Source organism: Amycolatopsis sp. NBC_00355 (genome assembly GCF_036104975.1).
In the GTDB taxonomy this organism is placed as follows: domain Bacteria; phylum Actinomycetota; class Actinomycetes; order Mycobacteriales; family Pseudonocardiaceae; genus Amycolatopsis.
Genome location: NZ_CP107982.1, coordinates 8,168,636 through 8,187,042, shown reverse-complemented (window position 1 = coordinate 8,187,042; position 18,407 = coordinate 8,168,636). Strand labels below are relative to the sequence as shown.

Sequence of the window (18,407 nt, the reverse complement as noted above, 5' to 3'; positions counted from 1 at the left end):
CGGACGAGTTTGCGCGGCTCTTGCGAAATCTGCGCGACTCAAGCAGTCTCGTGCGCAAGCTTGCGCAGCTCTGGAGGCGCCCGTGACGGCTGAACCCGACATCGACGTCTTCCTGTCCGGCCTGCTGTTCTTCGACCTGGTCTTCACCGGTCTGGAAAAGCCGCCCGCACCAGGGGAAGAGGTGTGGACGGGCGGCATGGGCTCGGGCCCGGGCGGGATCGCGAACTTCGCCGTCGCGCTGAGCCGGCTCGGGCTGCGGACGTCGCTGGCCGCCGCGTTCGGCACCGACGTCTACGGCCGCTACTGCTGGGACGTGCTGTCGCGGCAGGAGCACATCGATCTTTCGCGCTCGCAACGGTTTCCGCGGTGGCACTCGCCCGTCACCGTCTCGCTCGCCTACGCCGGCGACCGCGCGATGATCACCCATGGCCACCCGCCGCCCGTGCCCGTCGCGCAGCTCGCCGGTTCGCCGCCGCCGAGCCGCGCGACCGTCGCGCACATCGGCCTCGACACCGCCGACTGGGTCCACACGGCCCACCAGTCCGGCAGCCTGGTGTTCGCCGACGTCGGCTGGGACCCGTCCGAGGCCTGGTCGCGGGCGCTGCTCGACCAGCTGGCGTGCTGCCACGCGTTCCTGCCCAACGACATCGAGGCCATGCGCTACACCCGCACCGACACGCCCGAAGCGGCGTTGTCGACGCTCGCCGACCTGGTGCCGATCGCGGTGATCACCCGCGGCGGCGCGGGGGTGCTGGCCGTCGACAGCACCACCGGCGAGACGGCCGACGTGCCCGCGCTGCCGGTCGACGTCCTCGACGCCACCGGCGCGGGTGACGTCTTCGGCGCGGGGTTCGTCGCCGCCACCCTGACCGGCTGGTCGCTGGCGGACCGGCTGCGGTTCGCGTGCCTGACCGCGAGCCTGTCGGTGCAGCACTTCGGCGGCGCGCTCGCCGCGCCCGGCTGGCACGAGATCGCCCAGTGGCACGCGCGCACCCGGCGGCCGGACTACGGGTTCCTCGACGAAGTCCTGCCCGCCGACACGGAGACCGGCACTTCCCGGCGCGGCCCGGTGACGCTCGGCTTCGGCACCGAGGACGGCTGGGAATAGCCGTGCCGGACCGGGCCGCTCGCTACACCGCGTCCGGGCTGCGGACGTCGTTGCTGTCGGTCCCGGGCGCGGTCGGCGCCGAAGCGGTGGGGCTGCGGCCGATCGGCGAGGTGATGGGCTGCGTCGTCGAGCACGCCGGCGTCGACGACCCGGCGTCGTGCCTGCGGCGTGGCTACGCCACAGCGCTGGACCGCCTGCGCGCGGAGGCCCGGGCCCTCGGTGCGGACGGCGTCCTCGGCATCCGGTGCACGGTGACCCACGCGAGCCGGGCGATCCGGGAGTTCGTCGTGCTGGGCACGGCCGTCCGCGCGACCGGCGGCAAGCGCGCCGGACCGGTGTTCACGACGAGCCTGTCCGGCCCGGACGTGGCGAAGCTCCTGCCGGCGGGCTGGGTGCCGGTGACCCTGGCGATCGGCCTCGACGGTGGCACGGTCTACGACCTCGCGATGCCGGACCGCCCGGCGCAGGAGATCGCGGCGCCGACGGAACTGGTGACGCGGGTGCGAGCCGCGGCGCGCGCGGAGTTCCTGGAGGCGGTGCGGGTTTCCGGAGCGGACGGCGGTCTCGTGTCCGCGACGACGTTGAGCGCCTGGCCTCTCGGCCGCACCGGCGCGGCGGCGGTGGCGGGTGTGTTCGGCACGGCGATCGCCCGGTGCGGTACCGGTCCGGCGCCGCGGGACGCGCTGGCGGTGCTGCCGCTGGACCGCCGCGGCTGACCCGGCGCACGCAAGATCCTTCCCCGGAACCGGGAGCATCCGGACTGATCACCCGCGGTCCGCCGCCCCCGGTGCGGATCCGTGCCACGATGGCGGGAGAAGCCCGCCGAAGGAGGTCCGAAGTGCCCGAGTGGGACGGTCGTGGCCTGCCTCCCGTCGCGCGGGCCCGCGTCGAGCGCTACGCCGCGTCCGGGCTCAAGACGTCGCTGATGAGCGTGCCCAGCGCGGTGGGCGCCGAAGTCGCCGGCTTCACCGCGATCGGCGAGGTCATGGGCTGCGTCGTGCAGCAGGTCGGCTGGACCGGCACCGGCATCTTCGCCGACGACCAGGTCAAGCTGATCTCCGGCATGCTGCGGCAGGGCTACTCGACCGCGCTCGACCGGCTCGCCCAGGAGGCGACCGCGCTGGGCGCCGACGGCGTGCTCGGCATCGGGTTCACCGTCACCTCGCTCGACGGCGTGATGGAGGAGTTCGTCGCCCTCGGCACCGCCGTGCGCGCGGAGACGAAGCAGCGGCCGCGGCGGCTGTTCACCACCGACCTGCCCGGCCAGGACGTCGGCAAGCTGATGCAGGCGGGCTGGGTGCCGGTGCGCCTCGCGGTCGGCATCGCCGGGCGCGCGCAGTACGACTACAACATGCAGTACCAGACGACCACCTGGGCCGGGAACACCGAAGTGGACGCGCCCACGAGGGTCGTCACCGAAGTCCGCGCCGCCGCCCGGGCCGAGTTCGCCCGCGCGATCCGCGACGCCGGCGCCGACGGCGGCATCGTCTCCGGCATGACCCTGCGGACCTGGCCCGTGCAGGAGGTCGCGATGGCCGGCATCGCGTCCGTCACCGGCACCGCGATCGCCCGCTTCCACACCGGGCGCGCCGCCCCGACCAGCGCGCTCAAGATCCTTCCGTTGAACCGTTCCTGAGGAGGCTTCGTGACCACCGCGGACCCCGCCGGGCAGCACATCCCCGAGGATGCGATGCGCCGGCTCGCCGAGATGCGACCGGGCCAGAAGACCAGCCTGTTCACGTCGGACCTGAGCGTCAACGAGTTCCTGCTCGTGCGCGAAGCCGGGTTCCGGCCGCTCGGGCTGGTGCTCGGGTCGAGCATCTACCACGTCGGGTTCCAGATGGGCCGGTGGAGCAAGAACCAGGAGCTGGACCGGCTTTCCCAGGCGATGTACCACGCCCGCGAGCTCGCGATGTCCCGGATGGAGGCGGAGGCGGACGTGCTGGGCGCGGACGGCATCGTCGCGGTCCGGCTCGAGATCGAGTTCAAGGAGTTCGGCAGCGACCTCGCCGAGTTCATCGCCGTCGGCACCGCGGTGAAGGCCGACGAACCCGGGCAGTGGCGCAACAACACCGGAAAGCCGTTCACCTCGGACCTGTCCGGGCAGGACTTCTGGACGCTCGTGCAGGCCGGGTACGCGCCGCTGGGCATGGTGATGGGCACCTGCGTCTACCACATCGCGCACCAGCGGTTCCGGCAGATGATGGGCAACATCGGCCAGAACGTCGAGATCCCGCAGTACACCGAAGCGCTCTACGACGCGCGCGAGCTCGCGATGTCGCGGATGCAGACCGAGGCGGAACAGCTCGAGGCAGAAGGGATCGTCGGCGTCCAGCTGCTGTCGCTGCCGCACCGCTGGGGCGGGCACACGACGGAGTTCTTCGCCATCGGCACCGCGGTGAAACCGTTGCGGGAGGACCACCACATCGCCAAGCCGCAGCTCGTGCTGCCCCTCACCGACTGATGGGCGCCGAGCTGGAGTTCCACCTGCTGGTCGCGGCCCTGCGCACGGACCGCGCGGACGTCGAGTCCTACCACCGCGTCCTGTCGGAGACGCTGGGCGACGCGCTCCCGGCGGGCATGGTCGAGGTTTCGCGGCAACGGACGTTCGCCGACCGCGTCGCCGGCCGCGCCGGGCAGGTGGTTTCGGTCCAGGTGAGCACCCCGGACCGGGTTCTGGTGTTGAGCGCGGGCAAACACGGCGGGGTCGCGGCGGAGATCCGCCAGGTGGTGCGCGGCGTGGTGATCAGCCGCAAGGAAGCCGCGGTCGAAGACTGGCTGGCGGCGCTCGCCCGGGAGCTGACGACGCTGGCCGAGAAGGACGCGAAAGCCCGGGACGCGCTCTCGCGCCTGCTCGGCAGCTGACAAGTCCTTGCCCCGCAAGGGAAGTTTCATCGGGGGCGGGATGAGCGCCCCCGAATACACAGACTAGCCGCGGGGTACGACAGACCCGGGCTTCAGCGCAGCACGCGTCAGCGCAGCACCCGGCCGAGGAAGCCGCGGATGTAGCCGGCGATCGTGTCCAGCTGCGTCTCCAGCGCGAAGTGGCCCGCGTCGAGCAGGTGGATCTCCGCGTCCGGCAGGTCGCGGGCGTACGCGCGGGCGCCGTCGGCGATGAAGATCTCGTCGTTGCCGCCCCAGACCGCCAGCACCGGCACCCGGCTGGTCCGGAAGTACTCGTGGAACTTCGGGTACAGGCCGATGTTGTGGTGGTAGTCCGCGAGCAGCGCCATCTGGATCTCCGCCGCGCCGGGCCGGTCGAGCAGCGCCTGGTCGTGGATCCAGACGTCCGGGCTGACCAGCTCCGGGTCGGGTGAGCCGTCGAGGTACTGCGCCTTGGTGGCTTCGAGGGTGACCATCGCGCGCAGGTCGTCGCCGGTCAGCGTGCCGGCGGCCAGCTTCTGCGGCAGGCCTTCGCCGAGGCCTTCGACGTAGGCGTTGCCGTTCTGCGTGACGATCGCCGTGACGCGGTCCGGGTTCGCCGTGGCGATCCGCAGGCCGACCGGCGCGCCGAAGTCCTGGATGTAGAGCGCGAACCGGGTCAGGCCGAGCTGGTCGAGCAGGCCGAGGGTGAGCTCGGCGAGCGCGTCGAAGGTGTAGCCGAACTCTTCGACCGAAGGCGCGTCGGAGGCGCCCGCGCCCAGGTAGTCCGGCGCGATGACGTGGTAGCGGTCAGCCAGCGCCGGGATGAGGTGCCGGTACATGTGCGAGCTCGTCGGGAAGCCGTGGAGCAGCACGATCGTGGGAGCTTCGGCGGGCCCGGCCTCCCGGTAGAAGAGCCGGTGCCCGGCGACGGTGGCGTGGCGGTGGTGCACGGCGGTCATGGTTGCTCCTCGCATCTCATGGAATTTTTCCATTTATCCATGAGACGCGGTAGGCTGTCAACAGATCGGGGAAACTGGAGGCCGGACTCGGGAGGCGAACGTGGTCACTGCGGCACCCGGCGAGGAGCGCTCGCTCGCGTTGGCGCTGGTCAACACCCAGCGGGTCGGCGGCGGCGGTGCTGTCGACGACCTCGAAGACCCGCTCCCCTGGCTGCACGCGCACGGCCTCCGGGTGACGTCGGTCGCCGATGTCGGCCCCCTCACGGACCTCCGCACAGCGGTCCGTGAGCTGCTCGCCGCGCTGGCCGAGGACCGGGTGCCGGACCCGGCCGCCGTCGACGCGGTGAACGCGGCCGCCCGCGCCGACGCCGCCGCACCGCAGCTCACCTGGGCCGCCGGGCCGCACCGGGAGTGGCACAGCACCCGGCCGGGCAGCGTCGAGGAAGCCGCGGCGACCCTGGCCCGCGACGCGATCGAGGTCGCCGGCGGTGACCTGGGCCGGCTGGTGCGCCCGTGCGAGGCCCACGGCTGCGTCCGGTTCTACTTCCGCGAGCACGCGCGCCGCCGCTGGTGCTCCACGACGTGCGGCGACCGCGTCCGCGCGGCACGCCACCAGCAGTTGCTGGTCGAGCGGCGTACCGTGTGAGCCCGCCGGCGAAGGGACGCACCATGGACTGGACGCTCGAAGTGGTCATCGTGCCGGTGTCCGACGTGGACCGGGCGAAGGCGTTCTACGCCGATCAGCTCGGCTTCGTCCTCGACCACGACATCACGCCCGCCGAAGGCGTCCGGATCGTCCAGCTGACCCCGCCGGGTTCGGGCTGCTCGATCGTGTTCGGCCGCGGCGCGGTGCCGGACATGCCGCCGGGCTCGCTCAAGGGGCTCCACCTGGTGGTCAACGACCTGCCGAAGGCCAACGCCATGCTCACCGAACGCGGCGTCGCGGTCAGCGAGATCCAGGTCCACGGAATGGGCACCTGGGACGGCGAAGCGGACTTGAACAACGTGGGTTTCGTGCACTTCGCCGACCCCGACGGCAACGCGTGGACGGTCCAGCAGATCACCGCCCGGAACTAGCACGCACCCGCCGGCCCGGACCTGCCGCGGCAGAGCGCTAGTCGACCAAGGCGCCGCAGCTGACGTTGACCGTCGAGGCCGTCATCGACCGCGCCCGGTCCGACGCCACGAACGCCGCCACCGCGCCGACGTCGGCCAGGGTGGCCGCGCGGCCCAGCATCGTCCGGCCGGTGATGCTGTCCTCGACCACCTGGCGGGCGGCGAAGTCCGCGGGGAGCGTCTCCGGGATGCCGCCGGTCCGGAGCGTCACCGCGCGCACGCCGTGCGGGCCCAGTTCGGCGGCGAGCTGGCGGCGCATGGCCTCGAGGGCGTGGAACGCCACCTGCAGCCCACCGACGGAGAACTCGCGCACGGGATCCCCCGCGCCGCCGAAGAACAGCAGCACGCCGGAGCGCTGCTCGACCATGTGCCGCGCCGCGGCCCGCGCGGTCAGGAAGTTCGTCCGCACGGCGGTCACGACCGGCTGCTCGTAGTCGGAAAGGGTCATGTCGATCAGCGGCGTCCCCTGCACGTCACCATGGTTGACGAGGTTGAAGGAGACGTCGATCCCGCCCTGCATGGCGACGGCGTCGGCGTGCTCTTCGACGGCCCGCTCGTCCAGCGCGTCGACCGACGCGGTTTCGGCCGACCCACCGGCCGCCCGGATCCGCTCGGCGACGGCGTCGAGCCGGGACAAGCCGCGGCCGGCGAGGAAAACGCGCGCGCCTTCTGCGGCGAACGCACCGGCCACGGCGCTGCCGATCCGCCCGCCCCCGCCGTAGACGATGGCGTTCTTCCCAGCGAGCAACGTCATGAGTACCTCCGATGTCCGGGTGCGGTCACCTCCGCGTCGAACGAGCACCCCCGGAATCGACAGCTCACGGCCGCGGGACGCCCATCGGGTTCGGGACCGGGACCAGGCCCGCGTCGATCACCGCGCGGCTCAGCGGGACCGCCAGCTCCAGGACCCGGGCCAGTCCCTCGTCGCCGAGTGCCTCGACCGGGGCCGACGCCAGGCGGTCCGTGTCCTCTTCGATGCCGCGGCGCAGCGAACCACCGGCCGAGGTCAACCGACCCGACGCGTCGAGCACGCCCCGGTCCCGCAAGCGATCGACCGCCGCGGTCCAGTCCTCATCGGACCAGCCGCGGTGCGGCTGGACGTCGCCGCGGGTGAGCACGTCGTCGCCGATGTGGGTCAGCGTGGTCTCCAGGCCGGACAGGCCCGCGTGGACGGCCGACAGCACGTGGCCGTCGCCGCGGTGCTCGCGCAGGATCGTCGCCGCCAGCCAGAGCCGGCCGAGCACGCCGGAGGGGCGGGGCACCGCCGACCACGCCGCCGCCAGCGGACGCCCGTCGAAGCGGCACGCGTCCACCGCCCGCTCCAGCAACGAAGCCAGCTCCGCGGCGTCGGGCACCGCCCGGCCCAAGGCCTCCTCGACCGCCTCGATGCGCGTCCGGAGGACATCCGCCGGAGAGGCGAACGACCACGCGTCCGGCAGGGCCCGCGAGACCATCCCCGGCGCGAAGCCGAACAACACCGACGTCGCCGCCGCGGGACCGATCGGGCCCAGCGGCGCGAGACGGCCGGCGAAGTAGCCCATCCAGTAACCGCGCAGGCCGGCCGCCTTCGCCGCGGCCGCGGTCTCGGGCGCGAAGTACACCACGGCGTGCAGCGGCTCGACCGCGGCCCAGAGCCGGCGGGGCAAGGTCATCGCGGCCTCCTCACGGGGTCAGCCGGTGCAGGTCGCGCGGGAACAGCGTGACCTCCCGGATGTTGGCGACCCCGAGGAGCCGCGCCGTCCACCTTTCCAGGCCCAGCGCGAAACCGCCGTGGGGCGGCATACCGTGCGCGAACACCGCCAAGTAGTCGTCATATCCGGAAACCTCGCCGCCGAGCGCCGCGACGTAGTCGGCGTGCCGGTGCAGCCGCTGACCGCCGGTCACCAGCTCCAGCCCGCGGAACAGCAGGTCGAAGCTGTTCGAGTAGGCGGGCCGCGCCGGGTCCGGGTGGGTGTAGAACGGCCGTTTCGCCATCGGGTAGCCGGTGACGAACAGGAACTCCGACCCGTGCTCGCGCACCGCCCAGTCCGACAGCCACCGCTCGTCGGCGGGCGCCAGGTCGGGCTCGTCCTTCCCCAGCATCTTCTGGGCGTCGGCGAAGTGGAGCTCCGGGATCTCGGCGGGCACCTCCGGGACGGCGACGCCGAGCGACGCGACCGACCCGGCCATCCCGGCCAGCACCTCCCGCAGCACGGCCATGACGTCGTGGTGGTCCTCGATGAACCCGAGTTCGGCGTCGAGGCTGGTGTACTGCGCCAGGTGCCGCGCGGTGTCGTGCGGCTCCGCGCGGAAGACCGGGCCGACCTCGTAAACGCGCTCGAACACCCCGACCAGCGCCTGCTTGAAGAACTACGGCGACTGCGCGAGGTAGGCGCGGCGGCCGAAGTAGTCGATGCCGAAGACGTTCGCGCCGGACTCGGTGGCCGACGAGACGATCTTCGGCGTGTGCGTCCCGGTGAACCCCAGGCCGTCCAAAGTGGACCGGAACCCGGCGACGGCGGCCGCGGACACCGCGAACCGCGCCTTCAGCAGCGGATGCCGCAGTGCGACCGGCGCGTGGTCGAGGATCGTCGGCAGCGACGCGGACACCGCCGGCCGGTAGAGGTCGAACGGCGGTGGTGCCGCCGGTTCCGACAGCGGAACCAGCGACGCCGACGTCAGCTCGACACCGCCGGGCGCGCGCGGGTTCGCCGTCACGGTCGCGTGCACCTCGACCACGGTCTCTTCCGGCGGCGGCGTGACGTCGGAGCACAGCACGACCTGCGCGGTGCCGGACCGGTCCCGGACCGCGAGGAACGTGACGGATTTCAGGCGGCGACGGCGGTGCACCCACCCGGCGACGCGGACGTGGGTGCCGACGTGCCGGGGCAGGTCGGCGGTCAAGGTTCGGGAGATCATCGTGGGCCCTTCGCAGGCGACGTGACCCTTGGGAGTGCGGGCGATAAGGGAACTCGCGGTGCCACCACACTTTCACCGTCCGGGGACGGCCTCTCGTGGCCCGTGACGGGGGCCGGCCGGCGGGGCATTTCCTCCCCGCACTCCGGAGGGTCTTCACCGCGGGACACGGGACCGCCTTCCCAGCTGCCGGCGGCTCTCTGGACCCGTGCGCTCCCGGGGCTACTCGGCTCCATCAGCGCGTTGGCCGGGAGGTTAGCCCGGTCGCGGCGAAGCGCGCACCGCATTTTCGGGCGTGGCCGGCGTCACGCCACTCTTGAATGAACGTTCAGTTGACAGTCGCGACCGACAGGCCTAGCGTCGCTATTGAATGAGTATTCAGTTAAGAAGGGACACCTCATGACCGGCAAAGTCTGGTTCGTCACCGGCTCGTCGCGCGGCCTCGGCCGGGAGATCGTCGACGCCGCCCTGGAGCGGGGCGACTCCGTCGTGGCCACCGCCCGCGACCCGCGCAGCCTCGGCGACCTGCCGGCGGACCGCGCGCTCGCCGTCGCGCTCGACGTCACCGACGAGGCCGCCGCCGACCGCGCCATCGCGGCGGCCGTCGAGCGGTTCGGCCGCATCGACGTCGTCGTCAACAACGCCGGCTACGCCGACTTCGGGTCCATCGAGGACACTCCGGCGGCGCAGTTCCGCGCCCAGATCGAGACGAACCTGATGGGCGTGGTGACGGTGACCCGCGCGGCGATCCCGGTGCTGCGCGAGCAGGGTCACGGGCACATCATCCAGATCTCCACCGTCGGCGGCCGGATCGCGCCGGGCGTCGGCCTGGCCGCGTACTCGGCGGCGAAGCACGGCGTCGAAGGCTTTTCCGGGGTACTGGCCAACGAGATGAAGCCGTTCGGGGTCAAGGTGACCATCGTCGAGCCGGGCGGGTTCCGCACCGACTGGGCCGGCTCGTCGATGTCGTTCGTCGAGCCGAGCGAGGCCTACCAGCCCGTGCTGAACCCGATGATCGAGCACATCCGCGGCCCGGAGCAGCTCGCCACCGGCGACCCCGCGAAGGCCGGCCGCGTGATCACCGAGCTCGCCGACCTGGCCGAGCCGCCGCTGCGGCTGCCGCTGGGGTCCGACGCGGTCATGCTGATCCGCGCCACCGACGAGGCCAAGATCGCCGAGATCGACGCGTGGGCCGAGACGTCCCGCCGCACCGACGCCGACGACGCCGCGCAGCGGGACTTCAGCAGCCTCACCCGAAACTGAACCCGGAACTAGGGTTGCGTGACTGTTCCGCCCCAGGCCACCGGCAGCTCGCGGACGCCGTAGACGAGAGCGTTGTGCTTGTACGCCAACGACTCCCGTGGCACCGCGAGGCGCAGGTCCGGCACCCGGCGGAACAACCGCGTCAGCGCCTCCTGCAGTTCGACGCGCGCCAGCTGCTGGCCGATGCACTGGTGCGCGCCGAACCCGAAGGCGACGTGCGTGCGCGGCGACTCGCGGTGGAAGTCGAGCTTGTCGGCCGCCGGGAACAGCTCCTCGTCGCGGTTGGCCGAGTTCAGCGCGGCGACCAGCCACTCCCCCGCCTTCACCGCGCGAGCCCCGACCTGGACGTCTTCGGTGGCGTAGCGCAACACCCCGAACTGCACGACCGACAGGTACCGCAGCAGCTCCTCGACGGCGCGTTCCGGCGCCGCCAGCACGACTTCGCGCTGCTGCGGGTGATCCAGCAGCACCAGGGTGCTGAGCGCGATCATGTTGGCGGTCGTCTCGTGCCCGGCCACCAGCAGGCTGAGCCCGAGCATCACCAGCTCTTCCATGGTGAGCGCGTCACCCGTCTCGCGACCGCGGGCGATCAGCCGGCTGAACAGGTCGTCCCGCGGGTTCTGCTGCTTGTCGACGAAGAGTGCGGTCAGGAACCCGGAAAGCTCTTCGTAGGCCTGCTGTCCCTGTTCACGGGTGGTGTCGGTGCTGACGAGCGTCGAGCTCTGGCGCTGGAACCGCTCGCGGTCGGCGTACGGGACGCCGAGCAGCTCGCAGATCACCAGCGACGGGATCGGCAAGGCGAAGTCCCGCACCAGATCGGCCTCGCCGGGCTTCGCGAGCATCGCGTCGAGGTGGCTCTCGACCAGCCCCTGGACGTAGGTCCGCATCGCTTCGATCCGCCGCACGGTGAACTCCGCGAGCACCATCTTGCGCAGCCGCGAATGGTCCTTGCCGTCGAGCTGGATGATCGAGCCCGGGGCGACCTCTTCGTCGAGGTCGGCGCCCGCGTTCACGTGCACCGAAGACGCGCCGCGCGAGCTCATCGTGCGGTCGGCCAGCACCGCGCGCACGTCGCTGTAGCGCGTGACCAGCCAGGCGTCCATGCCCGCCGGGCAGCGGACCTGCGACGTCGGCGCTTCTTCGCGCAACACCGCGTAGTTCTCGGGTGGGTCGTACGGGCATCCGGCCGGTCGCGTCGTCGGGAGGGCCGGGGTGTCGGATGCTGCCGTCACGGCGGATCACGCCTCTCTGCCGGTGGTCTGGACACTTCCACCATGGAGACGTCCGGCGCCGTCGTGGGACGCCCGACCCACATCCGACCCGGATGGACCAGTCCGGACGGCGTTCGTTAGAGAACTTTACGAATGGGTCTTGACGGGCCGCCCCTCGCACCGCGAACCTGGACCCACGCCGCAGTCATCGTCCGTCCAGTCCTTCCGGAGGCAGCATGACCCGGCGCGCTTCGGTGCTCGTCGCAACCCTTTTCCTCGCCCTGGCCGGCGCTCTCGCCGGTGGCACGCCGGCGAACGCGGAGACCACGCAGCCCACCTTCCTCACCTTCTACGGCTGGTGGGACAACACCCCGCCCGGCGGCGACATCGCCTACCCGCAGATCCACGACACCGCCGGCGGCAAGGGCAGTTACACCGACCCGATCACGTTCGCCACCAGCACGTCCGAGCTCAAGGCCGGCACCAAGGTCTGGGTGCCCCGGGTAAAGAAGTACTTCATCATGGAGGACGGCTGCGACGAGTGTTCCGACGACTGGAACGGCCAGGGCCCCAACGGCGGCCCGAACCTGCGCCACATCGACCTCTGGCTCGGCGGCCAGGGCGGCAGCGCCTTCGACGCGATCGACTGCGAAGACGCGCTGACGCACTACAACGCCGACAACACACCGGTCCTGGAACCGGTGGTCGTCGACCCGCCGTCGACCGAGCCGTACGACGCGACGCCGATCTTCAACACCAGCACCGGCGCGTGTTACGGCGGCGCGCAGCCGAACACCACGGTCGGCCAGTACCGCAACAACTCCACCAGCACGTGCCTCGAGGCGCCGAGCAGCGGGACCACGCTGAAGGTCGCCGCTTGCACCGGAAGCGACGCCCAGCGCTTCACCTTCCACGGCGCGTTCCTCGTGCACAACGACAAGTGCGCGGGCATCTCCGGCAGCTCGATCGTGCTGCAGACCTGCACCGGCGGCCCGGCGCAGCAGTGGTCGATCAACCCGGACGGCACCATTTCCGACATCCAGACGAGCAAGAAGTGCTTCCGCGCTTCGGGCACGGCACTCACCGCGGGCAGCTGCTCCGGTGACCAGGCCCGCTGGACGTTCACCGCGGCCGCCGGCCTCGGCGTGACGCCGTCGTCCGTTTCGGTCGCGCCGGGTGGTACGACGACAGCAACCGTCACCTCCACGGACGCGGTCACGCTGTCCGCGAGCGGCGCTCCCGCGGGCGTCACCGTGTCGTTCTCCCTGACGTCGGTGCCGGCGGGCGGCACCTCGACCGCCACGGTCACCGCCGCCGCGAACGCCGCCCCCGGCACGGCGACGATCACCATCACGGGCGGGACGAAGACCGCTCCGCTGGGCGTGACCGTCACAGGTGGCGGCGGCACCGAGACACTGCTGTCGCAGGGCAGGACTGCGACGGCGTCGTCGACCGAATCGACGTCCTACCCGGCGAGCGCGGCCTTCGACGGCAACCTGACCGGCACCCGCTGGGCCAGCAAGGAGACCGCGGCGGAGTGGCTGCGCGTCGACCTCGGCGCGACCAAGACCGTCTCGCACGTCAAGCTGACCTGGGAGGCCGCGTACGGGAAGGCGTACAGCATCCAGACCTCGCCGGACGGCACGACCTGGACGACGATCTACAGCACGACCACCGGCAACGGCGCCACGGACGACCTGACCGGGCTCGCCGGCACCGGCCGGTACGTACGGATGAACGGCGTCACGCGCGGCACGGCGTACGGTTACTCGCTGTACGAAATGCAGGTGTACGGCACCGCCTGAGTTGCCGAACCGGCAACTGGATTTGCCTTCCCGGGGACGTTCTCCGCATGGTGGGAGGACGTCCCCTAGGAGGAACCATGGCCCACACCCACGAACAGCCGATGACCGTCGAGAACATGCTCAAGCAGGAGTTCTGGGAAGCGCTCTACCAGCGTGACGAGCACCGGATCTGGAGCGGGAACGTGAACCGCAACCTGGAGAGCGAGGTGACCGGGCTGAAACCCGGGCACGCCCTCGACCTCGGCAGCGGTGAAGGCGGTGACGCGATCTGGCTGGCCCAGCAGGGCTGGACCGTCGACGGCGCCGACATCTCGACCCTCGCGCTGTCCCGCGCCGAAGCCGCGGGCAAGGAACGCGGCGTGGACGTCCGGTGGCTGCACCGCGACATCCTCACCTGGCGGCCCGAGGAGACCTACGACCTGATCTCGGCGCAGTACATGCACCTGCCGCCGGACCTGCGCAAGAACGTGTTCACCGCGGCCGCCGCGGCGATCCGGCCCGGCGGCTCGCTGCTGATCGTCGGGCACTCGCCGAAGGCGATGCGGGAGTTCGACGGCGAGGCGCCGCCGCAGGAGCTGTTCTTCGAGCCGGAGGAGATCACGAACTACCTGGGTGACGCCCGGGAGTGGGTCGTCGAGACGTGCGAGACGCGCGGCGAGGGCCACCACACCGACGCCGTCTACCGCGCGAAGCGCCGCTGAATTCTTGAGCGACTCCAAAAGCGCATCTTTCCTAGCGAAAGTGACGCCTTGGGAATGCCGCGAGGGCCCCTTCACGCGCCCTCGACGCGTGTGAAGAGGCCCTCGCGGGTGTTCCACCGGAGTGTGGATCAGGCGAGCTCGAGGCCGTAGTTCTGGAGCTCCAGGGTGAGCGGGTAGAAGTAGCTGGTCACGGTGTCGCCGCCGGACAGCGTGCCGAGGCCCTTCGAGCCGTCGTACGCCGGGCCGCCCGAGTCACCGTGGTCGGTGTGCGCGGTGGTGCCGAACTCGTGGTTCAGGACGCCGACGTCGAAGTTGACCGACTCGTCGACCGAGGTGACCTCGCCGCTGCCGCCACCGGTGGTCGAACCCTGCTTCTCCATCTGCTCGCCGACCGTCGGCGCCGCGGCACTGGTGATCGCCTGACCGGTGTTGATCTCGCTCGGGCCGGTGCCGTTCGGGCGGGTCAGCAGGCCGGAGTCGGCGTCGGGGCAGTCGCTCTCGACGACCGTGGCGCCGGAGACGTCACCGCCGGCCCAGGTGCCGCCGAGGTTGGTGCAGTGGCCCGCGGTGAGCAGGAAGGGCTCCCCGCCGCGCGTCACGTTGAAGCCGAGCGAGCAGCGGCCCTGGTCGTTCTGGATCGCGTCACCGTCGGCGATGTGCAGTTCGAGCTTGCCGGTGCGGTGCTCGATCCGGACGCTGTCGCCGTACTGCGCGGCGGCCGCGGCGACCTTGTCGGCGCTCTCCTTGCTGGCCGAGTCGTAGATCTTCACGACGACCTGGTTGGTCTTGGTGTCGATGCCCCACGCGGTCTGCGGGACGTTCTTCACGGCGTCCAGCGAGTTCTTGACGCCGGTCAGCGCGGCGAAGGTGTGCGCGACCTTCTTCGCGGTCAGGCCGGCGGCCTGCACCTTCTGCACGGACGCGTCGTCGGTGACGTTGACGACCGCCTTGCCGTTCTCCAGGTAGATGCCACCGGAGGTGGCACCGAGCGAGTCCGCCACCTGGGTGGCGTTGCTGACGGCGTTGGCCTGCATCTCGGAGAAGGCCAGTGGGGACGCAGTGGCCGCCGACGCGCACACGCCGGACGTCAGCGCTGCGGCCGACAACACGGCGAAGGTCTTGAGAGCGGTCTTCCGGGGAGTCATCAACTTCCTCCAGTTTGCCGGTTCGAAGCCTGCGCCGGTCACTTTCGTTGCCGAGCAACCAACGCACTACCGACTAAGGTTGGTTAATAACCAGCAGAACCGGACATACCTCGCACTCGGGACTCGCCGCCTCCGTGTCACTACTGCGTTCGGCGTAACAAACGCCTGGTGTAGTCCCTTCGGCTCAAGACCCGGACGGCCAACGGACGTGCGCCTCGTAGTCCGGGTGCTTCCGGAGGTACCCGGCGATGAACGGGCAGACCGGCACGATCGTCCCGCCCTTCGCGACGACGTCGTCGAGCGCGCCCGCCGCCAGCACCTTGCCCAGGCCCTGCCCGGCGAAGGCGTCGTCGATCTCCGTGTGGGTGAAGACGGTCAGCTCACCCCGATGGTCATACGCCGCGAAGCCGGCCAGCTTCTCGTCCGACCAGACCTCGTAACGGCTCTCCGCGGGGTTGTCGATCACCTTGGTCATCTGGACTCCATTCTCTCTGCGGCGTGAACGCCGGATGGCCGCCGGAGCTTCCCCCATCGTGCGACAGCCGGCCGCGTTGCGCGCCCGGGCCGTGAACCCGACTGGGCCGCCCGGGGGACAGCGGCTTCCCGTTCGTGTGCAACCCGACCGAGACCCTTGGCGCGCCCGGCCGCTTTTGGTTGCCTCATCGTGTCGGAATCCGCCGTAGCCGCAACGGAAAGGCCTCATCCGCGTGCCGCAGCAGCCGTTCGTCCTCCCCGAGTTCTACATGCCCTACCCGGCGCGGCTGAACCCGCACCTCGAGGGCGCCCGCGAACACAGCAAGGCCTGGGCGTACGCGATGGACATGATCGACGTCCCGCAGCACGGCACGGTGATCTGGAACGAGCACGACCTCGACTCCCACGACTACGCGCTGCTCTGCGCCTACACCCACCCGGACGCCGGCGCCGAAGAGCTCGACCTGATCACCGACTGGTACGTCTGGGTCTTCTACTTCGACGACCACTTCCTCGAGCTGTACAAGCGCACCGGCGACATCGACAGCGCGCGCGGCTACCTCGACCGGCTGAACCTGTTCATGCCCGCCGAAGGCGCGATCACCGACACCCCGGAGAACCCGGTCGAGCGCGGCCTCACCGACCTCTGGAACCGGACGATCCCGCACCGCTCCGCAGGCTGGCGGCGGCGCTTCATCGAGAGCACGAAAGCGCTGCTCGAAGAGTCGCTGTGGGAACTGGCCAACATCAACGAAGGCCGGCTCTCCAACCCGATCGAGTACATCGAGATGCGCCGGAAGGTCGGCGGCGCGCCGTGGTCGGCCAACCTCGTCGAGCACTCGGTACACGCCGAGGTGCCGGACGTGATCGCCGCGTCCCGGCCGATGGAGGTGCTGCGCGACTGCTTCGCCGACGGCGTCCACCTGCGCAACGACCTGTTCTCCTACCAGCGCGAGGTCGAGGACGAAGGCGAGCTGTCCAACGGCGTCCTCGTGTTCGAGAAGTTCCTCGGGCTGACGACGCAGCAGGCGGCCGACGCCGTCAACGACCTGATCACCTCGCGGCTGCACCAGTTCGAGCACACCGCGCTGACCGAGGTCCCGGGGCTGTTCGACGAGCACGCCGTCGACCCGGCGGCGCGGCTGGCGACGTTCGCCTACGTCAAGGGCCTGCAGGACTGGCAGTCCGGCGGGCACGAGTGGCACCTGCGCTCGAGCCGCTACATGAACGAAGGCGCGCTGGAAACGCGTGGCGGACCGGAACTGGGCACCGCCACCGGGCTGGGGACGTCGGCCGCGCGCATCTTCTCGTCCGTGCTCGCGACCGCGCCGCAACGGCTGCGGTCGTACTCGAGCACGCCGTTCCGCGCGGTCGAGATCGAGCGGCCGCCGGTCGAGCTGCCGTTCCCGCTGCGGCTGAGCCCGCACCTGGACGCGTGCCGCGTCCGCAACGTCGACTGGGCGCGGCGGATGGGCTTCCTCGACGGCGTGGTGTGGGACGAGCGGAAGCTGCGCGCCACCGACCTCCCGCTGTGCGCGGCGGGCATCCACCCGGACGCCGCCGCCGACCAGCTCGACGTCACCAGCGACTGGCTGACCTGGGGCACGTTCGCCGACGACTATTACCCGATCGTGTTCGGCGCGACCCGCGACCTCGCCGGCGCGAAGGCGTGCAACGCGCGGCTGTCGCTGTTCATGCCGGTGGACGGCGAACCCACGCCGGCACCGACGAACGCGCTGGAGCTCGGGCTGGCCGACGTCTGGCCGCGCACCACCGCCGGGATGTCGCCGGAAAACCGCCGCACGGTGCGGAAAGCCGTCGACTCGATGACGTCGAGCTGGCTGTGGGAGCTGGTGAACCAGGCGCAGAACCGCATCCCGGACCCGATCGACTACGTCGAAATGCGGCGCCGGACGTTCGGCTCGGACCTCACGATGAGCCTCTCGCGCTTCTCGCACGGCCGCGCGGTGCCGCCGGAGCTGTACCGCACGCGCCCGGTCCAGGCGATCGAGCACGCGGCGACCGACTTCGCGTGCCTGGTCAACGACGTCTTCTCCTACCGCAAGGAGATCCAGTACGAGGGCGAGCTGCACAACGCGGTGCTGGTCGTGCAGAACTTCCTGGACTGCTCCGAGGAGCGCGCGTTCGGCGTCGTCGAGGACCTGATGAAGGCCCGGCTGGCCGAGTTCAAGCACGCGGCGGCGATCGAGCTGCCGGCGTTGTTCCGCGACTACGGCATCGACCCGGACGTCCAGGAGATGCTGCTGGAGTACGTCGAGGAGTTCCGCGACTGGATGGCGGGCATCGTCAACTGGCACGAGAACGTGGGCCGCTACACGGAGAAGGAGCTGAACTACCACCCGATGGCGGCGTCGGCGTCCCTGTTCGGCCCGACGGGCATCGGCACATCGTCGCTGCGCATCTCGTCCCTGCTCCCCAGCGGGCGGTGACGTGCTGGGCTCCCCGACGACGAAGCAGCGCGAAATCGCCCGCCTGCTGCGCGCGGTCGGCATGCACCACGAGGCCGAGCAAGCGCTGCGCACGGACCTCCGGGCCCGCTTCCGCCGCGGCCGAAGACGCCTGAGACTCCGGTCGGTCCGCTGGTCCCGAAGGCTCCGCCGCCGCGTCCGGGCCTAACCCACCACCTCGCGTGACTACGAAGCCAACTCACGTGATAGCAAGGTCAACTCGCGTGATTGGAGGGTCGACACGGCGCGCAGGCTCCCGCGTCGCCGTGTCGACCCTCTGATCACGCGAGTCGACCCTCCAGGCACGCGAGTCGACCCTCCAGGCACGCGAGTCGACCCTCCAGGCACGCGAGTCGACCCTCCAGGCACGCGGGTTGGCACTTCGGGCACGCGAGTC

18 protein-coding genes and 1 pseudogene are annotated in these 18,407 nt (G+C 71.1%); 12 read left to right on the top strand and 7 right to left on the bottom strand.

Annotated elements, in window-relative coordinates:
* The first annotated feature begins 82 nt into the window (after positions 1-82).
* The 5 genes from OHS18_RS37730 to OHS18_RS37710 all read left to right on the top strand — a co-directional run bounded on the left by OHS18_RS37730 (position 83) and on the right by OHS18_RS37710 (position 3,973).
* A complete protein-coding gene (locus tag OHS18_RS37730) occupies positions 83-1,108 on the top strand; it encodes a carbohydrate kinase family protein (RefSeq protein WP_328444376.1) in 1,026 nt (341 codons plus the stop codon).
* Between the two features lie 2 nt (positions 1,109-1,110).
* The gene (locus tag OHS18_RS37725; RefSeq protein WP_328613989.1) at positions 1,111-1,824 is read left to right on the top strand and encodes a heavy metal-binding domain-containing protein; all 714 of its coding nucleotides are present in this window, start codon (positions 1,111-1,113) and stop codon (positions 1,822-1,824) included.
* Between the two features lie 122 nt (positions 1,825-1,946).
* Positions 1,947-2,744 carry a heavy metal-binding domain-containing protein gene (locus tag OHS18_RS37720; RefSeq protein WP_328613988.1) on the top strand — a complete coding sequence of 266 codons (798 nt, stop codon included), beginning with the start codon at positions 1,947-1,949 and terminating at the stop codon, positions 2,742-2,744.
* Positions 2,745-2,753: 9 nt separating this feature from the next.
* Positions 2,754-3,572 carry a heavy metal-binding domain-containing protein gene (locus OHS18_RS37715; protein WP_247061439.1) on the top strand — a complete coding sequence of 273 codons (819 nt, stop codon included), beginning with the start codon at positions 2,754-2,756 and terminating at the stop codon, positions 3,570-3,572.
* Complete coding sequence (locus tag OHS18_RS37710) at positions 3,572-3,973, top strand: hypothetical protein (RefSeq protein WP_328613987.1); 402 nt, start codon at positions 3,572-3,574, stop codon at positions 3,971-3,973. Before OHS18_RS37715 ends, OHS18_RS37710 begins: the two co-directional genes overlap by 1 nt.
* Positions 3,974-4,080: 107 nt before the next feature.
* Here OHS18_RS37710 and OHS18_RS37705 read toward each other — a convergent pair whose 3' ends face one another.
* Positions 4,081-4,932, bottom strand: coding sequence for an alpha/beta fold hydrolase (locus OHS18_RS37705; RefSeq protein WP_328613986.1), 852 nt, complete (start codon positions 4,930-4,932; stop codon positions 4,081-4,083).
* A gap of 100 nt (positions 4,933-5,032) precedes the next feature.
* Here OHS18_RS37705 and OHS18_RS37700 point away from each other — a divergent pair, with 100 nt between their 5' ends.
* Together OHS18_RS37700 and OHS18_RS37695 are read left to right on the top strand one after the other, a co-directional pair.
* Entirely contained in the window at positions 5,033-5,578 is a 546-nt protein-coding gene (locus tag OHS18_RS37700; protein WP_328613985.1) for a CGNR zinc finger domain-containing protein, read from the top strand.
* Between the two features lie 23 nt (positions 5,579-5,601).
* Entirely contained in the window at positions 5,602-6,009 is a 408-nt protein-coding gene (locus tag OHS18_RS37695; protein ID WP_328613984.1) for a VOC family protein, read from the top strand.
* A 37-nt stretch (positions 6,010-6,046) separates the two neighbouring features.
* Here the strand turns inward: OHS18_RS37695 and OHS18_RS37690 are convergent, their stop codons facing one another.
* The 3 genes and pseudogenes from OHS18_RS37690 to aspS form a co-directional block, all read right to left on the bottom strand.
* Positions 6,047-6,802: an SDR family NAD(P)-dependent oxidoreductase gene (locus tag OHS18_RS37690; protein WP_328613983.1), complete on the bottom strand. Its 756-nt coding sequence runs from the start codon at positions 6,800-6,802 to the stop codon at positions 6,047-6,049.
* A 64-nt stretch (positions 6,803-6,866) separates the two neighbouring features.
* Complete coding sequence (locus tag OHS18_RS37685; RefSeq protein ID WP_328613982.1) at positions 6,867-7,700, bottom strand: SCO6745 family protein; 834 nt, start codon at positions 7,698-7,700, stop codon at positions 6,867-6,869.
* 10 nt (positions 7,701-7,710) lie between these two features.
* A pseudogene (aspS, locus tag OHS18_RS37680) lies at positions 7,711-8,946 on the bottom strand (aspartate--tRNA(Asn) ligase).
* A gap of 396 nt (positions 8,947-9,342) precedes the next feature.
* On the opposite strand from aspS, the gene OHS18_RS37675 reads away from it, so the two are divergent.
* Entirely contained in the window at positions 9,343-10,206 is an 864-nt protein-coding gene (locus tag OHS18_RS37675) for an SDR family NAD(P)-dependent oxidoreductase (protein ID WP_328613981.1), read from the top strand.
* A gap of 8 nt (positions 10,207-10,214) precedes the next feature.
* On the opposite strand, the gene OHS18_RS37670 is transcribed toward OHS18_RS37675, so the two are convergent.
* Positions 10,215-11,438, bottom strand: coding sequence for a cytochrome P450 (locus OHS18_RS37670; protein WP_328613980.1), 1,224 nt, complete (start codon positions 11,436-11,438; stop codon positions 10,215-10,217).
* Positions 11,439-11,653: 215 nt separating this feature from the next.
* Between OHS18_RS37670 and OHS18_RS37665 the strand changes: the two genes are divergently transcribed.
* Together OHS18_RS37665 and OHS18_RS37660 are read left to right on the top strand one after the other, a co-directional pair.
* Positions 11,654-13,222, top strand: a complete 1,569-nt coding sequence (locus OHS18_RS37665; RefSeq protein ID WP_328613979.1) for a discoidin domain-containing protein — start codon at positions 11,654-11,656, stop codon at positions 13,220-13,222.
* 77 nt (positions 13,223-13,299) lie between these two features.
* On the top strand, positions 13,300-13,923 hold the full coding sequence (locus OHS18_RS37660; protein ID WP_328613978.1) for an SAM-dependent methyltransferase: 624 nt from the start codon (positions 13,300-13,302) through the stop codon (positions 13,921-13,923).
* A gap of 128 nt (positions 13,924-14,051) precedes the next feature.
* Here OHS18_RS37660 and OHS18_RS37655 read toward each other — a convergent pair whose 3' ends face one another.
* Both OHS18_RS37655 and OHS18_RS37650 read right to left on the bottom strand, forming a co-directional pair.
* Positions 14,052-15,068 carry a S1 family peptidase gene (locus OHS18_RS37655; protein ID WP_328613977.1) on the bottom strand — a complete coding sequence of 339 codons (1,017 nt, stop codon included), beginning with the start codon at positions 15,066-15,068 and terminating at the stop codon, positions 14,052-14,054.
* Positions 15,069-15,252: 184 nt separating this feature from the next.
* Positions 15,253-15,543: a GNAT family N-acetyltransferase gene (locus tag OHS18_RS37650; protein ID WP_328613976.1), complete on the bottom strand. Its 291-nt coding sequence runs from the start codon at positions 15,541-15,543 to the stop codon at positions 15,253-15,255.
* Positions 15,544-15,811: 268 nt separating this feature from the next.
* Between OHS18_RS37650 and OHS18_RS37645 the strand changes: the two genes are divergently transcribed.
* Both OHS18_RS37645 and OHS18_RS37640 read left to right on the top strand, forming a co-directional pair.
* Positions 15,812-17,992: a terpene synthase family protein gene (locus OHS18_RS37645; protein WP_328459062.1), complete on the top strand. Its 2,181-nt coding sequence runs from the start codon at positions 15,812-15,814 to the stop codon at positions 17,990-17,992.
* Position 17,993: 1 nt separating this feature from the next.
* Positions 17,994-18,179: a hypothetical protein gene (locus OHS18_RS37640; RefSeq protein WP_328613975.1), complete on the top strand. Its 186-nt coding sequence runs from the start codon at positions 17,994-17,996 to the stop codon at positions 18,177-18,179.
* Positions 18,180-18,407: the final 228 nt, after the last annotated feature.

Bases quoted from the DNA above. Each gene is read 5' to 3' on its own strand.
- OHS18_RS37655 (WP_328613977.1), bottom strand. From the start codon at position 15,068: ATGACTCCCCGGAAGACCGCTCTCAAGACCTTCGCCGTGTTGTCGGCC.
- OHS18_RS37710 (WP_328613987.1), top strand. From the start codon at position 3,572: ATGGGCGCCGAGCTGGAGTTCCACCTGCTGGTCGCGGCCCTGCGCACG.
- OHS18_RS37675 (WP_328613981.1), top strand. From the start codon at position 9,343: ATGACCGGCAAAGTCTGGTTCGTCACCGGCTCGTCGCGCGGCCTCGGC.
- OHS18_RS37705 (WP_328613986.1), bottom strand. From the start codon at position 4,932: ATGACCGCCGTGCACCACCGCCACGCCACCGTCGCCGGGCACCGGCTC.
- OHS18_RS37695 (WP_328613984.1), top strand. From the start codon at position 5,602: ATGGACTGGACGCTCGAAGTGGTCATCGTGCCGGTGTCCGACGTGGAC.
- OHS18_RS37660 (WP_328613978.1), top strand. From the start codon at position 13,300: ATGGCCCACACCCACGAACAGCCGATGACCGTCGAGAACATGCTCAAG.
- OHS18_RS37650 (WP_328613976.1), bottom strand. From the start codon at position 15,543: ATGACCAAGGTGATCGACAACCCCGCGGAGAGCCGTTACGAGGTCTGG.
- OHS18_RS37665 (WP_328613979.1), top strand. From the start codon at position 11,654: ATGACCCGGCGCGCTTCGGTGCTCGTCGCAACCCTTTTCCTCGCCCTG.
- OHS18_RS37690 (WP_328613983.1), bottom strand. From the start codon at position 6,802: ATGACGTTGCTCGCTGGGAAGAACGCCATCGTCTACGGCGGGGGCGGG.
- OHS18_RS37645 (WP_328459062.1), top strand. From the start codon at position 15,812: ATGCCCTACCCGGCGCGGCTGAACCCGCACCTCGAGGGCGCCCGCGAA.
- OHS18_RS37685 (WP_328613982.1), bottom strand. From the start codon at position 7,700: ATGACCTTGCCCCGCCGGCTCTGGGCCGCGGTCGAGCCGCTGCACGCC.